At 63.5% G+C, this 16639-nt stretch carries 16 protein-coding genes and 1 other RNA gene; 16 read left to right on the top strand and 1 reads right to left on the bottom strand.

Annotation, left to right across the window (positions count from 1 at the left end; all coding sequences use genetic code 11):
* From ffs to NFW05_RS12745, 10 genes are all read left to right on the top strand, one after another.
* An RNA gene (gene ffs, locus NFW05_RS12790) (signal recognition particle sRNA small type) lies at positions 1 to 69 on the top strand; the annotation flags it as partial.
* A 132-nt stretch (positions 70 to 201) separates the two neighbouring features.
* Positions 202 to 1869: a DNA polymerase III subunit gamma/tau gene (gene dnaX, locus NFW05_RS12785; protein ID WP_295307401.1), complete on the top strand. Its 1668-nt coding sequence runs from the start codon at positions 202 to 204 to the stop codon at positions 1867 to 1869.
* Between the two features lie 20 nt (positions 1870 to 1889).
* Positions 1890 to 2216 (top strand): YbaB/EbfC family nucleoid-associated protein, encoded by a 327-nt coding sequence (locus tag NFW05_RS12780; protein WP_295307399.1) that lies wholly within the window; start codon positions 1890 to 1892, stop codon positions 2214 to 2216.
* Complete coding sequence (recR, locus tag NFW05_RS12775) at positions 2213 to 2815, top strand: recombination mediator RecR (protein WP_295307396.1); 603 nt, start codon at positions 2213 to 2215, stop codon at positions 2813 to 2815. The genes NFW05_RS12780 and recR overlap by 4 nt, the downstream gene beginning before the upstream one ends.
* A gap of 99 nt (positions 2816 to 2914) precedes the next feature.
* A complete protein-coding gene (gene petA / locus NFW05_RS12770; RefSeq protein WP_295307393.1) occupies positions 2915 to 3511 on the top strand; it encodes a ubiquinol-cytochrome c reductase iron-sulfur subunit in 597 nt (198 codons plus the stop codon).
* A gap of 3 nt (positions 3512 to 3514) precedes the next feature.
* Positions 3515 to 4834: a cytochrome bc complex cytochrome b subunit gene (locus NFW05_RS12765; RefSeq protein WP_295307390.1), complete on the top strand. Its 1320-nt coding sequence runs from the start codon at positions 3515 to 3517 to the stop codon at positions 4832 to 4834.
* Between the two features lie 13 nt (positions 4835 to 4847).
* Positions 4848 to 5558: a cytochrome c1 gene (locus tag NFW05_RS12760; protein WP_295307386.1), complete on the top strand. Its 711-nt coding sequence runs from the start codon at positions 4848 to 4850 to the stop codon at positions 5556 to 5558.
* Between the two features lie 103 nt (positions 5559 to 5661).
* Positions 5662 to 6258, top strand: a complete 597-nt coding sequence (locus NFW05_RS12755) for a glutathione S-transferase N-terminal domain-containing protein (RefSeq protein ID WP_295307383.1) — start codon at positions 5662 to 5664, stop codon at positions 6256 to 6258.
* A 67-nt stretch (positions 6259 to 6325) separates the two neighbouring features.
* On the top strand, positions 6326 to 6751 hold the full coding sequence (locus tag NFW05_RS12750) for a ClpXP protease specificity-enhancing factor (RefSeq protein WP_295307381.1): 426 nt from the start codon (positions 6326 to 6328) through the stop codon (positions 6749 to 6751).
* Between the two features lie 685 nt (positions 6752 to 7436).
* Positions 7437 to 9362: a nucleoside-diphosphate sugar epimerase/dehydratase gene (locus NFW05_RS12745; protein ID WP_295307377.1), complete on the top strand. Its 1926-nt coding sequence runs from the start codon at positions 7437 to 7439 to the stop codon at positions 9360 to 9362.
* 226 nt (positions 9363 to 9588) lie between these two features.
* Here the strand turns inward: NFW05_RS12745 and NFW05_RS12740 are convergent, their stop codons facing one another.
* Positions 9589 to 10659: an MBL fold metallo-hydrolase gene (locus NFW05_RS12740; protein ID WP_295307375.1), complete on the bottom strand. Its 1071-nt coding sequence runs from the start codon at positions 10657 to 10659 to the stop codon at positions 9589 to 9591.
* Positions 10660 to 10780: 121 nt separating this feature from the next.
* Here NFW05_RS12740 and NFW05_RS12735 point away from each other — a divergent pair, with 121 nt between their 5' ends.
* From NFW05_RS12735 to NFW05_RS12710, 6 genes are all read left to right on the top strand, one after another.
* Positions 10781 to 11236: a PaaI family thioesterase gene (locus NFW05_RS12735; protein ID WP_295307373.1), complete on the top strand. Its 456-nt coding sequence runs from the start codon at positions 10781 to 10783 to the stop codon at positions 11234 to 11236.
* Positions 11237 to 11402: 166 nt separating this feature from the next.
* On the top strand, positions 11403 to 12566 hold the full coding sequence (locus NFW05_RS12730) for an isovaleryl-CoA dehydrogenase (protein ID WP_295307370.1): 1164 nt from the start codon (positions 11403 to 11405) through the stop codon (positions 12564 to 12566).
* Positions 12567 to 12667: 101 nt separating this feature from the next.
* A complete protein-coding gene (gene can, locus NFW05_RS12725) occupies positions 12668 to 13810 on the top strand; it encodes a carbonate dehydratase (RefSeq protein ID WP_295307367.1) in 1143 nt (380 codons plus the stop codon).
* Between the two features lie 8 nt (positions 13811 to 13818).
* A complete protein-coding gene (locus tag NFW05_RS12720; RefSeq protein WP_295307364.1) occupies positions 13819 to 14763 on the top strand; it encodes a DMT family transporter in 945 nt (314 codons plus the stop codon).
* Positions 14760 to 15896 carry an acyl-CoA dehydrogenase gene (locus NFW05_RS12715; protein WP_295307361.1) on the top strand — a complete coding sequence of 379 codons (1137 nt, stop codon included), beginning with the start codon at positions 14760 to 14762 and terminating at the stop codon, positions 15894 to 15896. Before NFW05_RS12720 ends, NFW05_RS12715 begins: the two co-directional genes overlap by 4 nt.
* 1 nt (position 15897) lies before the next feature.
* The gene (locus NFW05_RS12710; protein WP_295307358.1) at positions 15898 to 16332 is read left to right on the top strand and encodes a PaaI family thioesterase; all 435 of its coding nucleotides are present in this window, start codon (positions 15898 to 15900) and stop codon (positions 16330 to 16332) included.
* The last annotated feature ends 307 nt before the right edge of the window (positions 16333 to 16639 follow it).

The raw sequence follows: 16639 nt of genomic DNA, 5'->3' as shown, positions 1-16639 counted from the left end.
ACCTGGTCAGGTCCGGAAGGAAGCAGCCACAGCCGTCTGATGTGAGTGCCGGGGGCAAGGCTCGCCACTTCCCTTCGCTCGACTGGCGTGGTACGGGTTCTGCCGTTCCCGGAAGCCGGCCAAGGCCACTCGGTGGCGCCTCGACACTCCCCGGTGGTGGCACAGGGCCGGGCCGCTCGCGCGATCTGCTAGAATCCGCGCATGAGCTATCAAGTTCTGGCGCGCAAGTGGCGCCCGAGAACCTTTGCCAGCCTGGTGGGACAGGAACACGTGGTGCGGGCATTGACCCATGCGCTGACCGAGCAGCGTCTGCATCATGCCTATCTATTCACGGGCACGCGCGGGGTCGGCAAGACGACACTGGCGCGAATCCTGGCCAAGGCCGTCAATTGCGAGACGGGCATCAGCGCAACACCTTGTGGCGTCTGCTCGGCTTGCCGGGAAATCGATTCCGGACGCTTCGTCGACCTGCTCGAGGTCGATGCGGCAACCAACACGCGCGTCGACGAGATGCGACAACTCCTGGAGAACGCAGTCTATGCGCCAACCCGGGGCCGCTTCAAGGTCTATGTGATCGACGAAGTGCACATGCTCTCCACCTCGGCTTTCAATGCGATGCTCAAGACGCTCGAGGAACCTCCGGAGCACGTGAAGTTCATCCTCGCGACGACCGATCCGCAGAAGATCCCGGTGACCGTCCTTTCTCGCTGTCTGCAGTTCAATCTCAAGCAGATGCCCCAGGCGCTGATTGCCCGTCACCTCGCGCAGATTCTCGAAGCCGAGACGATCCGGGCAGACCCGGGCGCCCTGCAACTGCTTGCCCGTTCTGCGGCCGGCAGCATGCGCGACGCGCTGTCGCTGCTCGATCAGGCGATTGCCCACGGCTCGGGCAGCGTCGAGCTCGCTCCGGTCAGGGAGATGCTCGGCGCGGTCGATGCAGACCATGTCTTCTCGATTCTCGAAGCGCTGCTCGATGCCGACGCAAATGCCCTTCTCGCGGTTGCCGAGGACTTGGCCGCGCGCAGCCTGTCCTTCGAGGCCGCGCTGCAGGAGATGGCTTCGCTTCTGACCCGTCTCCAGATCGCCCAGTTCGCCCCACAGGCCGTTGCCGGCGACCTGCCCGAGCGTGACCGACTGTTGGCGCTGGCGGCGAGGATCGAGCCGGAGTTCGTCCAACTGGCCTATCAGATCGTCGTGCAGGGGCGCCAGGAGTTGACTCTCGCGCCCGACGAACACGCCGGCTTCGTGATGACGCTCCTCCGCCTGCATGCTTTCGTGCCTTGTGGCGATGATCGACTCCCGCCGACGCGGCCACCCGATGGAGGCAGCGTGGGAGGCAGGCTGCCGGTCGCGTCCGGAGTGCCCGCGGGAGCCGCTGACGCCGGCAAAGGCTCGGCTGTCCGTGCGCAGAGGACCGCGACGTCCGGTGAGCTTGTGCCGGTGGTAGAGAAATCGGCGCAGACGATCGCGCGACCCGCGGGTGTGGGGCCGGAACCTCGCCCGTGGCACGAGCTTCTCGCCGGACTCAAGGTCGGCGGGATTGCCCGCGAGCTCGCGCAGCACTGCGAGTTGCGCAATCGCACAGACGGACGGATCGTGCTGCGCCTTCCGCCGAAGCACAGGTACCTGCTGATGAAGCCCGGTCCGGACAGACTGCAGCAGGCCCTCGTCGAACTCCTGGGAAGTCCGGTGCAACTGTCGATCGAGGTCGACGAAGTCGCCGGCGACACGCCTGCGGTGATGGCCGAGCGCGATCGGCGCGAGCGAACCGAGCGAGCCTTCGCCGTCGTCGAGCAGGACAGCTTCGTCCGTGAGGTCATCGAGATGTTCGACGCCACGCTGATCGAATCTTCCATCAAACCCGTTTAGTTCAAGTCGAGGCAAAGGACATGATGAAGGGCGGAATCGCCGGCCTGATGAAGCAGGCTCAGCAAATGCAGGAGAATATCCGGAAGGCGCAGGAACAGCTTGCGCAACTCGAAGTCGAGGGGCAGTCGGGGGCGGGAATGGTCAAGGTCGTGATGACCTGCGCGCACGACGTGCGCCGGGTGACCATCGATCCGTCGGTGATGGACGATCGGGAGATGCTCGAAGATCTGGTCGCCGCCGCCCTGAACGACGCCATGCGGCGCGCCGAGGAAGCCTCGCAGCAGCGTATGGCGGGCTTTTCTGCCGGACTGAACCTGCCGCCCGGACTGAAGATGCCGTTCGGATGAGCACGCCCTCGAGTCTCGAGTCGCTGATCGAGGCTTTGCGTTGCCTGCCCGGCGTCGGGCCGAAGTCAGCCCAGCGGATTGCTTACCATCTGATGCAGCACGATCGCGCCGGTGCGCAACGACTGGCCGATGCACTCGGGCAGGCATTGCTTGCCCTGCGTCACTGCCGTCGCTGCAACACGTTCACCGAGTCCGAGATCTGCGAGCGCTGTCTGTCAACCAGACGCGATGCGGGCTTGCTCTGCGTCGTCGAGACACCGGTCGACATGAATATGCTCGAACAGACCCACGCCTATTCCGGGCTGTACTACGTCCTGATGGGACGCGTCTCACCACTCGACGGTGTCGGGCCCGCGGAGCTGCACCTGCAGCGGCTGCTCGCACGCGCCGCTGACGGCATCGTCCGGGAAGTGATCATCGCCACGAACTTCACCAACGAGGGGGAGGCCACCGCCCATGCCCTCTCCGAAATGCTCCGCAACCGTGGCCTCAGCGTCTCGCGCATTGCGCGGGGTGTCCCAGTTGGCGGTGAACTCGAATTTGTTGATTCCGGAACCCTTGCACAGGCGCTACGCGAACGTCGGCAGCTCGCCGGATGACTGCTCTGCAGCGACCTCCGATGCAATCCGAAACTGCTTTGGAGTACAATGCGATAGTTTAGTTCGCACCAACTTTTCTACGTCGTAGGGATCAGCGCCATGAGCAATGAGTCAAGAGTGGACTGTGGACGGCGGCGACTGGTAGTTGCCACCGCTGCGGTCGGCGGGGTGGGAGCGATAACTGCGCTCGTACCTTTCGTCTCCAGCATGCTGCCATCCGAGCGGGCGAAGGCGGCGGGAGCGCCGGTCGAAGTCGATATCGGTAGCCTGGAAGCCGGCCAGATGATGACCGTCGAGTGGCGCGGAAAGCCCGTGTGGATCATCAATCGCAGTCCGCAGATGCTCGAGACGCTGCCGAAACTCGATGAATCGGTCGCCGATCCGAAGTCCGCAAAGCGCATGCAGCCCGATTACTGCCAGAACGAGGTGCGTTCGATCAAGCCGGAGTACATGGTCGTCGTCGGCATCTGTACGCATCTCGGCTGTTCGCCCACGGCCAAGTTCAAGAGGGGAGTCGAAGAAGGCATGGACGCCAGCTGGCTGGGAGGTTTCCTGTGCCCGTGTCACGGCTCGACGTTCGACTTCGCCGGCCGCGTGTTCAAGAACAAGCCAGCTCCTGACAATCTCGAGGTGCCCAGGCACATGTATCTGTCTGACAAGCGCCTGCTCATCGGCGAAGACAAGAAGGGGGCTTGAGCGATGGCATCGAACACGAATTTCGAGAAGTACAAGTCGGACGGTTCGCTGCAGGGCAACCTGCTCGAGTGGTTCGACGCGCGTTTTCCGGCGACCTCCCTCTGGCGAGGCCATCTGTCCGAGTATTACGCCCCGAAAAACTTCAACTTCTGGTACTTCTTCGGCTCGCTGGCCATGCTCGTGCTGGTCATCCAGATCGTCACCGGCATCTTCCTGGTCATGCATTACAAGCCGGACGCTTCGCTCAACGCCAACGGGATTCCGGTGGCCTTCGCCAGCGTCGAGTACATAATGCGCGACGTGCCCTGGGGCTGGCTGATCCGCTACATGCATTCGACTGGGGCGTCGGCTTTCTTCATCGTCGTCTATCTGCACATGTTCCGTGGTCTGCTCTACGGTTCGTATCGTCAGCCGCGCGAACTGATCTGGATCTTCGGCACGCTGCTCTTCCTCTGCCTGATGGCCGAGGCCTTCATGGGCTATCTACTGCCGTGGGGTCAGATGTCCTTCTGGGGCGCGCAGGTGATCGTCAACCTGTTTTCGGCGATTCCGCTGATTGGTGAGCCGCTTTCGGTGTGGATCCGTGGCGATTTCGTGGTTGGCGATGCGACGCTCAACCGCTTCTTCTCCTTCCACGTCATCGCCGTTCCGCTGGTGCTCCTCGGCCTCATCGCAGCGCACATCCTTGCCCTGCACGAAGTCGGCTCGAACAATCCGGATGGCGTCGAGATCAAGAAGAAGAAGGACGTTCACGGCAATCCGCTGGACGGGATTCCCTTTCATCCATACTACTCGGTCAAGGACATCGTCGGAGTCGTCGTCTTCCTGATGGTCTTTTCGATCGTCGTCTTCTTCGCTCCCGAGGGCGGCGGGTACTTCCTCGAGTACAACAACTTCCTGCCTGCAGATCCGCTGAAAACGCCGCCGCACATCGCTCCGGTATGGTACTTCACGCCTTACTACTCCCTGCTGCGTGCGATGGTCTGGCCTTTGTTCGGAATCGACGCGAAGTTCTGGGGTGTCGTGCTGATGGGTGGAGGCGTCGTCATCCTCGCATTCCTGCCGTGGCTCGATCGCAGTCCGGTGAAGTCGATCCGCTATCGCGGGCCGATCTTCAAGACGCTGCTCACGCTGTTCGTCATCGCTTTCGTCCTGCTCGGCTTCCTTGGCACGCAGCCACCGTCGTACGCGTTCTTCGGAGTCATCCCGGGCGCGCCTGTCGCTCAGTTGCTGACGCTGTACTATTTCCTGTTCTTCCTGACCATGCCCTGGTGGTCGAAGATCGACAAGTACAAGCCGGAACCTGATCGCGTGACGATGTAAAGGAAAGCACAAAATGAAAAGACTGCTAACGGCATTGCTTCTTGCTCCGACGATCGCCCTGGCGAGCGGTGCCGCGCTACACCTCGACAAGGCGCCTGACCTCCAGGGTGACCAGGCTGCGCTGCAAAGCGGCGCGAAGACGTTCGTAAACTACTGCCTCAACTGTCACGGAGCGAGTTTCGCTCGCTACAACCGGTTGACCGACCTCGGCCTCAGCGAACAGCAGGTCAGGGACAATCTGATGTTCACCGCCGACAAGATCGGTGAGCCGATGCGTGTCGCTGCACGACCCGACGAGCAGAAGCTCTGGTTTGGTGCCGCCCCTCCGGATCTCACGCTGGTTGCGCGAGCGAGGGCTTCTGCCGATGGCAGTGGGGCCGACTGGCTCTATACCTACCTGCGATCGTTCTACGCTGATCCCAAACGTCCGACAGGCTGGAACAACCTGATCTTCGAGAACGTGGGCATGCCGCACGTCCTTTGGCAACTCCAGGGGACCCAGGTGATGAACAAGGATCACAAGCTCGAGCTGGCCGTTCCGGGTAGCCAATCGCCAGCCGAGTTCGACAGGACGGTCGCCGAGCTGGTCGGGTTCCTGGTCTGGCTCGCGGAACCCCACGCAGGGTTCCGGAAGCAACTGGGGGTGTGGGTGCTGGCCTACCTCGTGGTGCTGTTTGGCTTCGCTTACGCACTGAAGAAGGCGTACTGGAAGGACGTCAAGTAGGCCGCACAGGAGATCTGTGTCAGGCCGCGGCATCGCCGGCGAGGGCGTGGCAGGCGCCTGGAGCCGCGGCGATGCCGATTCGTTTTTCTGAAGGGTGTTCAAGATGATGAATCTGTATTCGGGGATTACCTGCCCATTCAGCCACCGTTGCCGAATCGTGCTCTACGAGAAGGGAATGGACTTCCAGGTGATCGACGTCGACCTTTTCGCCAAGCCCGAGGATATCGCCATGATCAACCCTTATGGGCGGGTGCCGGTGCTTGTGGAAAGAGATTTGATCCTCTACGAACCGAACATCATCAACGAGTACATCGACGAACGCTTCCCGCATCCGCAACTGATGCCGGCTGATCCGATCATGCGCGCCCGCGCGCGACAGCTCCTGATCACCATGGAACGGGAGGTCTTCTCGTACATCGACGCGCTCGAAAAGAACAGCAAGGCTGCTGACCGATCCCGGCAGCAGATTCGCGACCGCTTGACCGAGATGGCCCCGGTTTTCGTCAAGCAGAAACACATGCTCGGCGAAGACTTCTCGATGCTCGACGTGGCCATCGCACCGCTGCTCTGGCGTCTCGACCACTATGGGATCGAACTTCCGAGGGCGGCAGCGCCGCTCATGAAGTACGGCGAACGAATCTTCAGCCGTCAGGGTTTCATCGATGCGTTGACCCCCTCGGAAAAGGCCATGCGCAAGTAACCGCGGCGTCGAACACCCGGAATTGCCGGGCTGAACGGCCACTTGACCATCTTGACGGGCACGAGAGTTGGACCTTCCTTCGACCAAACCGTACCTGGTTCGCGCCATACACCAATGGTGCTGCGATAACGGCTTCACCCCTTACCTGACCGTTGCAGTAGACGCGCGTACGGTCGTGCCCAGGGAACATGTTCGGGACGGTCAGATCGTCCTCAATGTGGGCTACGAGGCGACCGGCCAACTGAATCTAGGCAACGAGCGGATCAGCTTTCTCGCCCGTTTCGGTGGCGTTGCCCGGGAAATCGTGATTCCAATCGGCACGGTAGTGGCCATCTACGCTCGCGAGAACGGAGCCGGCATGGCCTTCGACGCCGAGGTCGAAGCGTCCCAAGAGGGTATCGACAGATCCTCCGGAAGCATTGATCAACCAAAGACGGATCCGGAACCGCCGGCGCCCCCGCCGGGGCGACCTCGGTTGCAACGCGTCAAGTAGACTCCTCGATGGGTCGGTGGCCATGTCTCTCGTCTGGTGCGGTACAGCCATTGCCGGCGCTGACGGCTTGGACGCCGCGGATGGTGGGCTGGCAAGCTCCCTTCGAGTAGCGACGACCGAGTGCGTGGCAGGATGCCTGCCCAGGGGGCGGGCGATGCTGGCCACCCCTGCCCTGCTCCGCCGCGCGAAGACGCCGGAGCTTGGCGATTGGCATCGCCCGGTGGCTCGCCGTCCAGCTGATTGGCGTTGGCGAGGGCTGAAGCGGCTCCGGGACCGCGGCCCGCTGGTCATCTGGCGCAAGTGGCAGGGTTCTTGTCCACGAGCGGCGCAGGAGTACCAGGGTCGGCGACAGAAACTGGCCAAATCGGGCCCTTTCGTTCGCCCGCTGGCGATCAGCGATCCTGGGCCGCGTTGCCCGAGCGTGCGGCCAGCCATTCTCGATCAGACGGGGTGTCCGCGGCCCTGGCTTCCCGCCCAGCTTCTCGAGTCGGCCGGTGTTCAAGACCTGGACGGACTGCATGCTGAACGGCACGAACGGCTTCCGGAATCGGTTGCGCCCGGGGCGATGCCTGACCAGCGGTGTCCGCCGTCACGCGATGCCCTCGAGCCTTCGCTCGCAGGGTCGGTGCCTCAGCTTCGTCAGGGTCATCAGAGTCCCCCTGCGCCACTGCTCGACGAGGGGTGAATGTCGAGGATTGATCCTGTGCAGCGAGTCCTCGGCATGCCCCGGCTGGCCAAACGGCTGGTGGTGCTGGCCGTGGATGGCAGTCTGTGCATCCTGACGGTCTGGCTGGCCCTCTATCTGCGGCTGGGAGAGTTCGTCTCCCTGACCGGCCCCACGCTCTGGGCAGCGATCAGCTCCGCCGCCGTGGCACTGCCCGTCTTCATGGCTTGCGGACTCTACCGGGCCATCTTTCGATACTCGGGCTGGCCAGCCCTGATGACCGTCACCAAGGCCACAGGCCTGTATGCGCTGGCGTACGCGGCGGTGTTCACGGCGATAGGCGTTGCCGGAGTGCCGCGGACTGTTGGACTGATTCAGCCGATGCTGCTGCTGCTGATGGTCGGAGCGTCCCGTGCCCTTGCTCGATTGTGGCTTGGAGGTCTTTATCAGAGTCACCTGATGCTCGGAACGTTGCCAAAGGTGCTGATCTATGGAGCGGGTGCCGCGGGCCGGCAACTCGCCGCGGCGCTGGCCAACAGCCACGAAATGCGTGTGGTGGGCTTTCTCGACGATGATCCGCAATTGCACGGCCAGATACTCAACGGGCTGCCGGTCTACAGCCCGGCCGATCTCGCGGATTTGGCGTCCACGCTGCATGTGAGCGTGCTGCTGGCCCTGCCGTCCGTCAGTCGCCGGCGCCGCAATGAGATCCTCGAGGAGATGCGCGATGCGCATGTCTCGGTGCGCACGCTCCCCAGTGTCACCGACCTGGCGCAGGGAAACATCAGCATTTCCGATCTCCGCGAACTGGACATCGACGATCTTCTCGGTCGGGAACCGGTTGCGCCCGCCCGCGATCTGCTGGCCAGGAACATATTCGGCAAGGTGGTTCTCGTCACCGGTGCCGGTGGGTCGATCGGCAGCGAACTCTGCCGGCAGATTCTCCAGGCCGGGCCGTCAGTGCTGTTGCTCGTGGAGCAGAGCGAATTTGCCCTCTACGAAATTCACCAGGAACTGAAGACGCGTTTCGAGTGTGCAGAGATCGACGTGGTGCCGCTGCTGGGCTCGGTCCAGGATGAGCAGAGGATGCGGGAGATCATGATCGCCTGGCGACCGGACACGGTTTATCATGCGGCAGCGTACAAGCATGTGCCTCTGGTCGAGCACAATCCAGCAGAGGGAATCAAGAACAACGTCCTCGGGACCCTCGCCGTCGCCAAGGCAGCCGCCGAGCAACGGGTTGCCGATTTCGTGCTGGTCAGTACCGACAAGGCCGTGCGGCCGACGAACATCATGGGGGCCAGCAAGCGACTGGCCGAGATGGTTCTCCAAGCGCTGGCGGCTATGTCACCCGTACCCCGGTTCACGATGGTCCGCTTTGGCAACGTGCTCGGCTCGTCGGGCTCGGTCTTTCCCAAGTTCAGGCAGCAAATCCGGGATGGTGGACCGATCACGCTGACCCACCCGGAGGTTACCCGGTACTTCATGACCATTCCCGAAGCGGCCCAGCTGGTGATCCAGGCTGGCGCCATGTCCAAGGGTGGCGACGTTTTCGTCCTCGACATGGGGGAGCCCGTGAAGATCATCGACCTGGCGCGGCGGATGATCGAACTTTCCGGCCTCACGGTAAGGGATGAGGACGATCCGGATGGGGATATCGAGATCAAGGTCACCGGGTTGCGTCCCGGCGAGAAGCTGTACGAGGAACTGCTCATCGGCGACGACCCGCGGCCGACCGGCCATCCCCGGATCATGAAGGCCCATGAGCACTTCCTTCACTGGCCCCTGCTCGAGCAGAAGCTTGCTGCCCTGGCGGCCGCCCTGAGAGCCGGCGACCTTGCCCTGACGCGCGACATGCTACGGGAAGTTGTCTCGGGCTACACTCCGATCGACGACATTGTCGACTGGGTGCATCTGCACTCGGAGAGCGCTGGACGAAGCCCCTGAGCGGGGCCCCAGCCATCCGGCGTGACGCCGGTGAGTCCCGGTCGGGCAGCGTTGGCCGGAGCCGGGCAGAGCGCACCGGCAAGCACGACAGGGAGACCATCTGTGCGGCGGTCCCGTTCCGTGCCTGTTCGGCTGCCCCAAAGGCGATGTGATCCACCCCGATCGGGTCGGGTCGCCCGATCAGACGGTGACGGTCGCGGCAAATCCCTCTTCCTGACCTGAGCGGTCATCGGGCATCTGCCCGCCCGACCAGCCGTGACGTCGGGTCGGGAGCTCTCACGAAGCGGATCAACCCGTTCCCGTTGACGCTGCGCTGCAGACGTCCAGCCCGTTCGAGCCGATTCAGGTGAGCGATTGCCTCGCCCATGGCGAACATCGTCTGGTGCGCATCGAGGTCCCTCGGGAACAGTGTCAGCAACAGGTCGGCAGCGCAGCGTGGTGCCGAGCATTCGTCCTCGAGCAGTCGCAGGCGTTCCTCATGGTGGGCGTGGAGGGCGTCGACGCGCGCCTCGATACCGTGGAACGGCAAGCCATGCGATGGCAGGACCAAGGTTCCGGCCGGCAGTCGGCGATAGCTGTCAATCGACGCGAGGTAGTCGGCGAGCGAGTCGGCCAGCGGTGTCACCGCGAACACGCTGATGTTCGTCGAGATCTTTGGCAGCAGCATGTCGCCGGAGATCAGCACGCCGAGTTCCTCACAGTACAACGCCGCGTGTTCTGGCGAGTGCCCGTAACCGACGCGTACCTGCCAGTGATGCTTGCCGATCGGCAATCGGTCCCCCTGGAAGATTCGCAGGTAGTTCGTGGGAATGCTCGGCACTCCCCGGTTGTATCCTCCGCGACGGCGATCGAGTGCCGCGCAGCGCTCCTCGTCCAGTCCGTGGGCACGAAACTGGCGGAGCATCGGATCGTTGCCATGACCACCGACCTCGTGCCACACCGCGTGCCCGGTCAGGTATTCGCCGAGCGTCATGCATAGCGGCGCACCCGTCTGGTCCTGGAGCCATGCGGCCAGGCCGAGATGGTCCGGATGGAAATGCGTGACGAGGATCCGTGTGATCGTTGCGCCCCGAGGTCTTGCGGTCAGCCGATCGAGAACCTGCCGCCAGCATTCCTGTACGGCTGGCAGCGCGAACCCTGTGTCGACGATCGCCCAGCCGTCGCCGTCGGCGAGTAGCCAGAGATTGATGTGGTCCAGCGCAAAAGGCAGGGGCATGCGCAGCCACAGGATGCCGGGAGCGACCTCGAAGGTTTCTCCGCTGGCTGGGGGACGGGCAAAGGGGTAATCCGGAAGCATCGCGCCGTGGACAGTTTGTAAAAGCCAGGGAAGCCGATAAACTTGCCGGCTGGGGCTGGCTGCCGGCGGCCTCGAGAGGACAGACCATTGTACATGTGATCCGTGCCCACGCCTCGTTTCGATGCACCGCATTCAGGACCCCGACTTCGCCGAACGCGTCCGCAGCAGCTTTGCCCGGCAACAGGCAATGCTCCTGATCGGCGCTAGGATGCCGGTGATCGAGCCAGGCTATACTGAAATCCATCTTCCCTACCGGCCCGAAATCACCCAGCAGCACGGCTACATCCATGGCGGAGTGGTCGGCATGATCGCCGATTCGGCCGCCGGCTATGCGGCGAGTACGCTCACGGGACAGGACACCGGGGTGTTGACCGTCGAATACAAGCTCAATCTCGTGGCCCCAGCCGAAGGACAACTGCTGATCGCTGAGGGTTCGGTCGTGCGTTATGGCCGGACGTTGATCGTCACGCGCGCGGACGTCTTTGCGGTGCACCACGGGAGGAGAAATCTCTGTGCGCTGTTGCAACAGACGATCATCGCCGTGCACGGGAAGAAGGAACAGGCCCGTCCGGGCTGAGAAGTTGTGAAGAAATCGTGGGGAGCAGGCCGAGGTGCCAGGCGTGAGCGAGCGAACGACGAGACGTTTTCGACAGACAGGCGAGAAGTGAGCGAGTCCGCAATGCCACGGATGGGCCGCGCAGCAGACTTGTACACAACCTCCGACCATTCAAGGAGCAAGCGACATGGAATACCCCAGCCTTGGTTTCGCCCACGGCGAAACGATAGACCTGCTACGCGCCAGCGTCCGCGCGTTTGCTGCCGCTGAAATCGCTCCGCGGGCCGCGCGAATCGACTCCGAGAACGTCTTTCCCGTCGATCTCTGGCCGAAACTGGGGTCGATGGGGCTGCTCGGAATCACGGTCGAGGAAGAGTATGGGGGCAGCGGGCTCGGCTATCTCGCGCACATCGTCGCCATGGAAGAGATATCCCGTGCTTCGGCCAGCGTCGCGCTGTCCTACGGAGCGCACTCGAATCTGTGCGTCAACCAGATCAGGCGCAATGGCACGTCTGCCCAGAAGGCGAAGTACCTGCCCCAGCTGATCTCGGGCGAGCACGTCGGGGCACTGGCCATGTCCGAGGCCAACGCTGGGTCCGACGTGGTGAGCATGAAGCTGCGCGCCGATCGGTCCGCCGACGGCTTCGTCCTCAACGGCAGCAAGATGTGGATCACCAACGGCGGTGACGCGGATACGCTGGTTGTCTACGCGAAGACCGCTCCGCACGCCGGACCCCTGGGAATCACTGCCTTCCTCGTAGAGAAGGGGATGAAAGGCTTTTCCTGCGGCAGCAAGCTCGACAAGCTGGGTATGCGCGGGTCGAACACCTATCCCCTGTTCTTTGACGACTGTGAGATCCCTGCAGAGAACGTCCTCGGTCAGGTCAATGGCGGGGTCCGCGTGCTGATGAGCGGGCTCGACTACGAGCGCGCGGTACTCGCTGGCGGTCCGCTGGGCATCATGGCTGCGGTGATGGATCTCGTGCTGCCGTACATCCACGATCGCCGGCAGTTTGGGCAGGCGATCGGCGAGTTCCAGCTGATGCAGGGAAAGGTCGCGGACATGTATACGACCTTCAATGTCTGCAGGGCCTACGTCTATGCCGTCGGCCAAGCCTGTGATCGAGGCGAGACGACGCGCAAGGATGCCGCAGGAGCAATCCTCTACGCTGCCGAGAAGGCGACGTGGATGGCTGGTGAGGCTATCCAGGCTCTTGGTGGCAACGGCTACATCAACGAATACCCGGCCGGCCGCCTCTGGCGTGACGCCAAACTCTACGAGATCGGTGCGGGAACCTCCGAGATCCGCCGCATGCTGATCGGCCGTGAGTTGTTCGCCGAGACGTTGTAGGGCATCATCCGTAGCGCAGTTCGGGCCGCCAGACGCTCACCGCTGCAGGGCGACGCTGCCTGCGCACTGGCTCTCCGTTCCCAACCTGAACCCCACGACCGATGACTACCACCCTGCGCATTCTGACCCCAGAGGACACCGCCGAAATCGAGCAGGTCCGCCAGTTCTTCCGCAACTACGCCGCCTGGCTCGGCGTGGATTTATGCTTTCAGGGCTTCGACGAGGAAATGCGTTCGCTGCCGGGCGCATACTCGGCGCCGGCCGGCCGCCTGTTCTACGCCGAGCGTGAGGGTCGTCCGGCGGGCTGCGTCGGCATCCGTCCATTGTCCGGTGGCCTCTGCGAAATGAAGCGCCTGTACGTCGAGCCAGGCGAGCGCAGTTCGGGAGTGGGTCACGAGTTGATCCTCGCGGCGATCAGGGCGGCCAGGGAGATCGGTTACCAGAAGCTGCTCCTCGACACGCTGCCAGCCATGCGCGTCGCGGTCAAGCTGTATCGCGAGATGGGCTTCAAGGAAACCCCTGCGTACTACCAGACCCCGCTCGAAGGGACGATGTTCCTTGCGCTCGATCTCGAGAACTGGTCAGAGGAAGTCGTGGCCAACGAGAACCTTTTCCATCTGTTCGACTTCAACCGGGCCTGGTCCACCCGGATGCAGCAGATCGACCCTGGCTACTTCCTCAAGCTCTCGCAACTGCAGACGCCGCAGTACCTGTGGATCGGCTGTTCCGACTCACGGGTGCCGGCCAACGAGATCGTCGGACTCCTGCCTGGCGAACTGTTCGTTCATCGCAACGTGGCCAATCTCGTGGCCCATACCGATCTCAACTGCCTGTCGGTTGTCCAGTTTGCCGTCGACGTGCTGAAGGTACGCCACATCATGGTCGTCGGCCACTACGGCTGCGGCGGCGTCAAGGCCGCGCTGAATCGTGACCGTGCCGGGCTCGTCGATATCTGGCTGCGCCACGTGCGCGACGTTCACGAGAAGCATCTGGCGATCGTCGATTCGCTGCCGGCCGAACGCCGCCACGACCGACTCTGCGAACTGAACGTCCTGGAGCAGGTGGCCAACGTCTGCCAGACCTTCGTCGTTCAGGATGCCTGGCAGCGTCGCCAGCCGCTGACCGTGCACGGCTGGATCTACGGTCTCAGGGATGGCCTGATGCGCGACCTCGGTTTCACGGTGCGCTGTGTCGACGACCTGCTGCCCAACTACCGCGCCGCCCTGGCCGCGCTGCCCCGCTGACCTCGCTCGTGAAGCGCTTGCGCGAGCCGGTTCCGGGGTCGCTGGCCACTTATGGCAAGCTCGCCGCCACGGCCGTGGTTTGGGGGGCGACGTGGATTGCCGGTCGCGTCGCGGTCAGCGAGGCTCCTCCGCTGGCCGTGGCCAGCTGGCGCTTCCTCCTTGCTGGCCTCGTCCTCGGCGCGCTGGTCGTCCGGCGCGAGGGCTGGCCGCGCTGGTCGCGGCCGGACTGGCTGCTGGTGACGGCCCTCGGCTTGACCGGCATCTTTCTCTACAACCTCTGCTTTCTCAATGGCCTGCGTTTCATCGAGGCCGGGCGTGGTGCGCTCGTCGTCGCGCTGACGCCGGCTCTCGTGGCGGCCAGCGACTGGTTGATGTTTGGCGCTCCGATGACGCCGGTCAAGGCCTCGGGCATGGTCATCGCGACCTTCGGTTGCCTGATGGTTGTCACCCACGGTGACCCCACGCTCCTGTTCGCCGGGGAGGTGGGTCTCGGCGAATGGCTGATCATTGGTTGCAGCGTGCTCTGGGCGGTTTATACTTTCATCGGGCGGCGCGGTACACGCTCGCTGTCGCCGCTGGCGATGACCTTCGGCGCCAGTCTCACCGGCTGGATGATGCTCACGGCAACCGCGTCCTGGGAGGGGTCGCTGTTTGCGCTCGGCGGGACGACGTGGCGCAGCTGGACATCGATCGGCTTTCTTGGCCTTTTTGGCGCGGCGCTGGCGTTCACGTGGTACGCGGAAGCCGTGCAGCGAATCGGTGCCACGCGCGCGGCCGTGTTCATCAACCTGGTTCCGGTCAGCGCAGTCCTGCTCGGGGCATTGCTGCTCGACGAACGGCTGGGCCTCCCGGTCCTTGCCGGCGGCGCGCTGGTCATTGCCGGCGTCGTCATCACCAATCAAGCCGGCGCGCGCCTCGCGTCTGGCGTGCACACCAAGGAGAAGACAGCATGATCCTGAGCCAGGAACAGGAAATGATCCGCGACTCGCTGCGCGATTTCGCCCAGGAGCGTCTGGCGCCCTTTGCCGCCGAGTGGGATCGTCACCACATCTTTCCGGCCGAGGCGCTGCGCGAACTCGGTGAACTCGGTGCGCTGGGCATGGTCGTTCCCGAGCAATGGGGTGGCGCAGGCATGGACTATATGTCTCTGGTGCTCGTGCTCGAGGAAATCGCCGCTGGAGACGGCGCCACTTCGACGATCGTCAGCGTCCAGAACTCGCTCGCCTGTGGCATCACCCTGAGATACGGATCCGACGAGCAGAAGGAAACCTGGCTCAAACCGCTGGCACGTGGCGAGATGCTCGGCTGCTTCTGCCTGACCGAGCCGCACACGGGTTCAGATGCAGCGGCGATCAGCACGCGCGCGGACCGCCAAGGCGACGACTTCATACTCAATGGCGTCAAGCAGTTCATCACCACCGGCAAGCACGCTCAGGTGGCGATCGTCTTCGCGGTGACCGACAAGTCGGCTGGCAAGAGGGGGATTTCCTGTTTTCTCGTGCCGACCGACACGCCGGGCTACGTCGTCGCGCGCATCGAGGAGAAGATGGGCCAACGCGCCTCGGACACCGCGCAGATCGTCTTCGAGAACTGCCGCATACCGCGCTCCTGCCTGCTCGGCAGTGAAGGCGACGGTTACCGAATCGCACTGTCGAACCTCGAGGCCGGTCGGATCGGCATCGCCGCCCAGTCGGTCGGCATGGCCCGTGCCGCCTTCGAAGCAGCAGTCCAGTACGCCCGGGAACGCGAGACCTTCGGCAAGCCGATCATCGAGCATCAGGCGGTGAGTTTCCGGCTCGCCGACATGGCCACCCAGATCGACGCCGCGCGCCTGATGGTCTGGCGAGCGGCGACCTACAAGGACGCTGGCCGGCCATGCCTAAAGGAAGCGTCAATGGCCAAGATGTTCGCCTCGGAAATGGCCGAGAAGGTCTGCTCGGATGCGATCCAGATTCTCGGAGGCTACGGCTACGTGAGCGATTTCCCGGTCGAGCGGATCTATCGAGACGTTCGCGTCTGCCAGATCTATGAGGGTGCCAATGACATCCAGCGACTGGTCATCGGCCGAGAGGTGGCCGGCGATTGAAATGAGCCCCTTGCGTTTGCGTCCCGAGATCAGCGTCGCCTCGCTCAACGCGCGGGCTGTCGGCCATCTGCCGGGCTGGTTCGGTATCGAGGTGCTCAGCGTCCAATCCGGAAAGCTGCAGGCCAGCCTGCTGGTTCGTCCCGAGATGATCGCGCCGAACGGTTTCCTGCACGCGGCGACGGTGGTCGCGCTCGCCGACACGAGTGCCGGCTATGCGACGATTGCCCATCTGCCCGTCGGGACTGACGCCTTCACGACGATCGAACTGAAGACCAATTTCCTCGGTACGGTCACCGATGGCCTTCTGTTGTGCACCGCGACAGCCGCGCACATTGGGCGAATGACCCAGGTCTGGGACGCGGAAGTCTCCAGTGGCGACGGCCGGCGACTGGCGCTGTTTCGCTGTACGCAACTGGTGATCTGGCCGAAGCCATGACGGAAGCCCATCCGTTCGCGCGAGCTGGGGAAATGGGGGTCGGACGCCGACGGTCCCCGAGTTTCGACGATCTCCGGCGAGTTCCGCAAGCAGCGGCCTCCCGGGTGGGACGCTCTCGCGTCGGGGAAACGGCAGGGGAAGGGAATCAGTCGGGTGCCCCGTGCCCCCGCCCTCCTGCACCACGGGGCCTCACACGTCTCCGTAGAGAAGGGAAAAGGAAATGAACAACCCTGTTGGCTGGTTCGAGATTTACGTCGACATGATTAGCCACAATGTTCAGCAAACCTGATCACGCGCTCTGGCCGAG

Source organism: Accumulibacter sp. (genome assembly GCF_023806625.1).
GTDB lineage: Bacteria > Pseudomonadota > Gammaproteobacteria > Burkholderiales > Rhodocyclaceae > Accumulibacter.
Note: the sequence above shows the minus strand (reverse complement) of the source record. Positions and strands in the feature narration are given on the sequence as shown.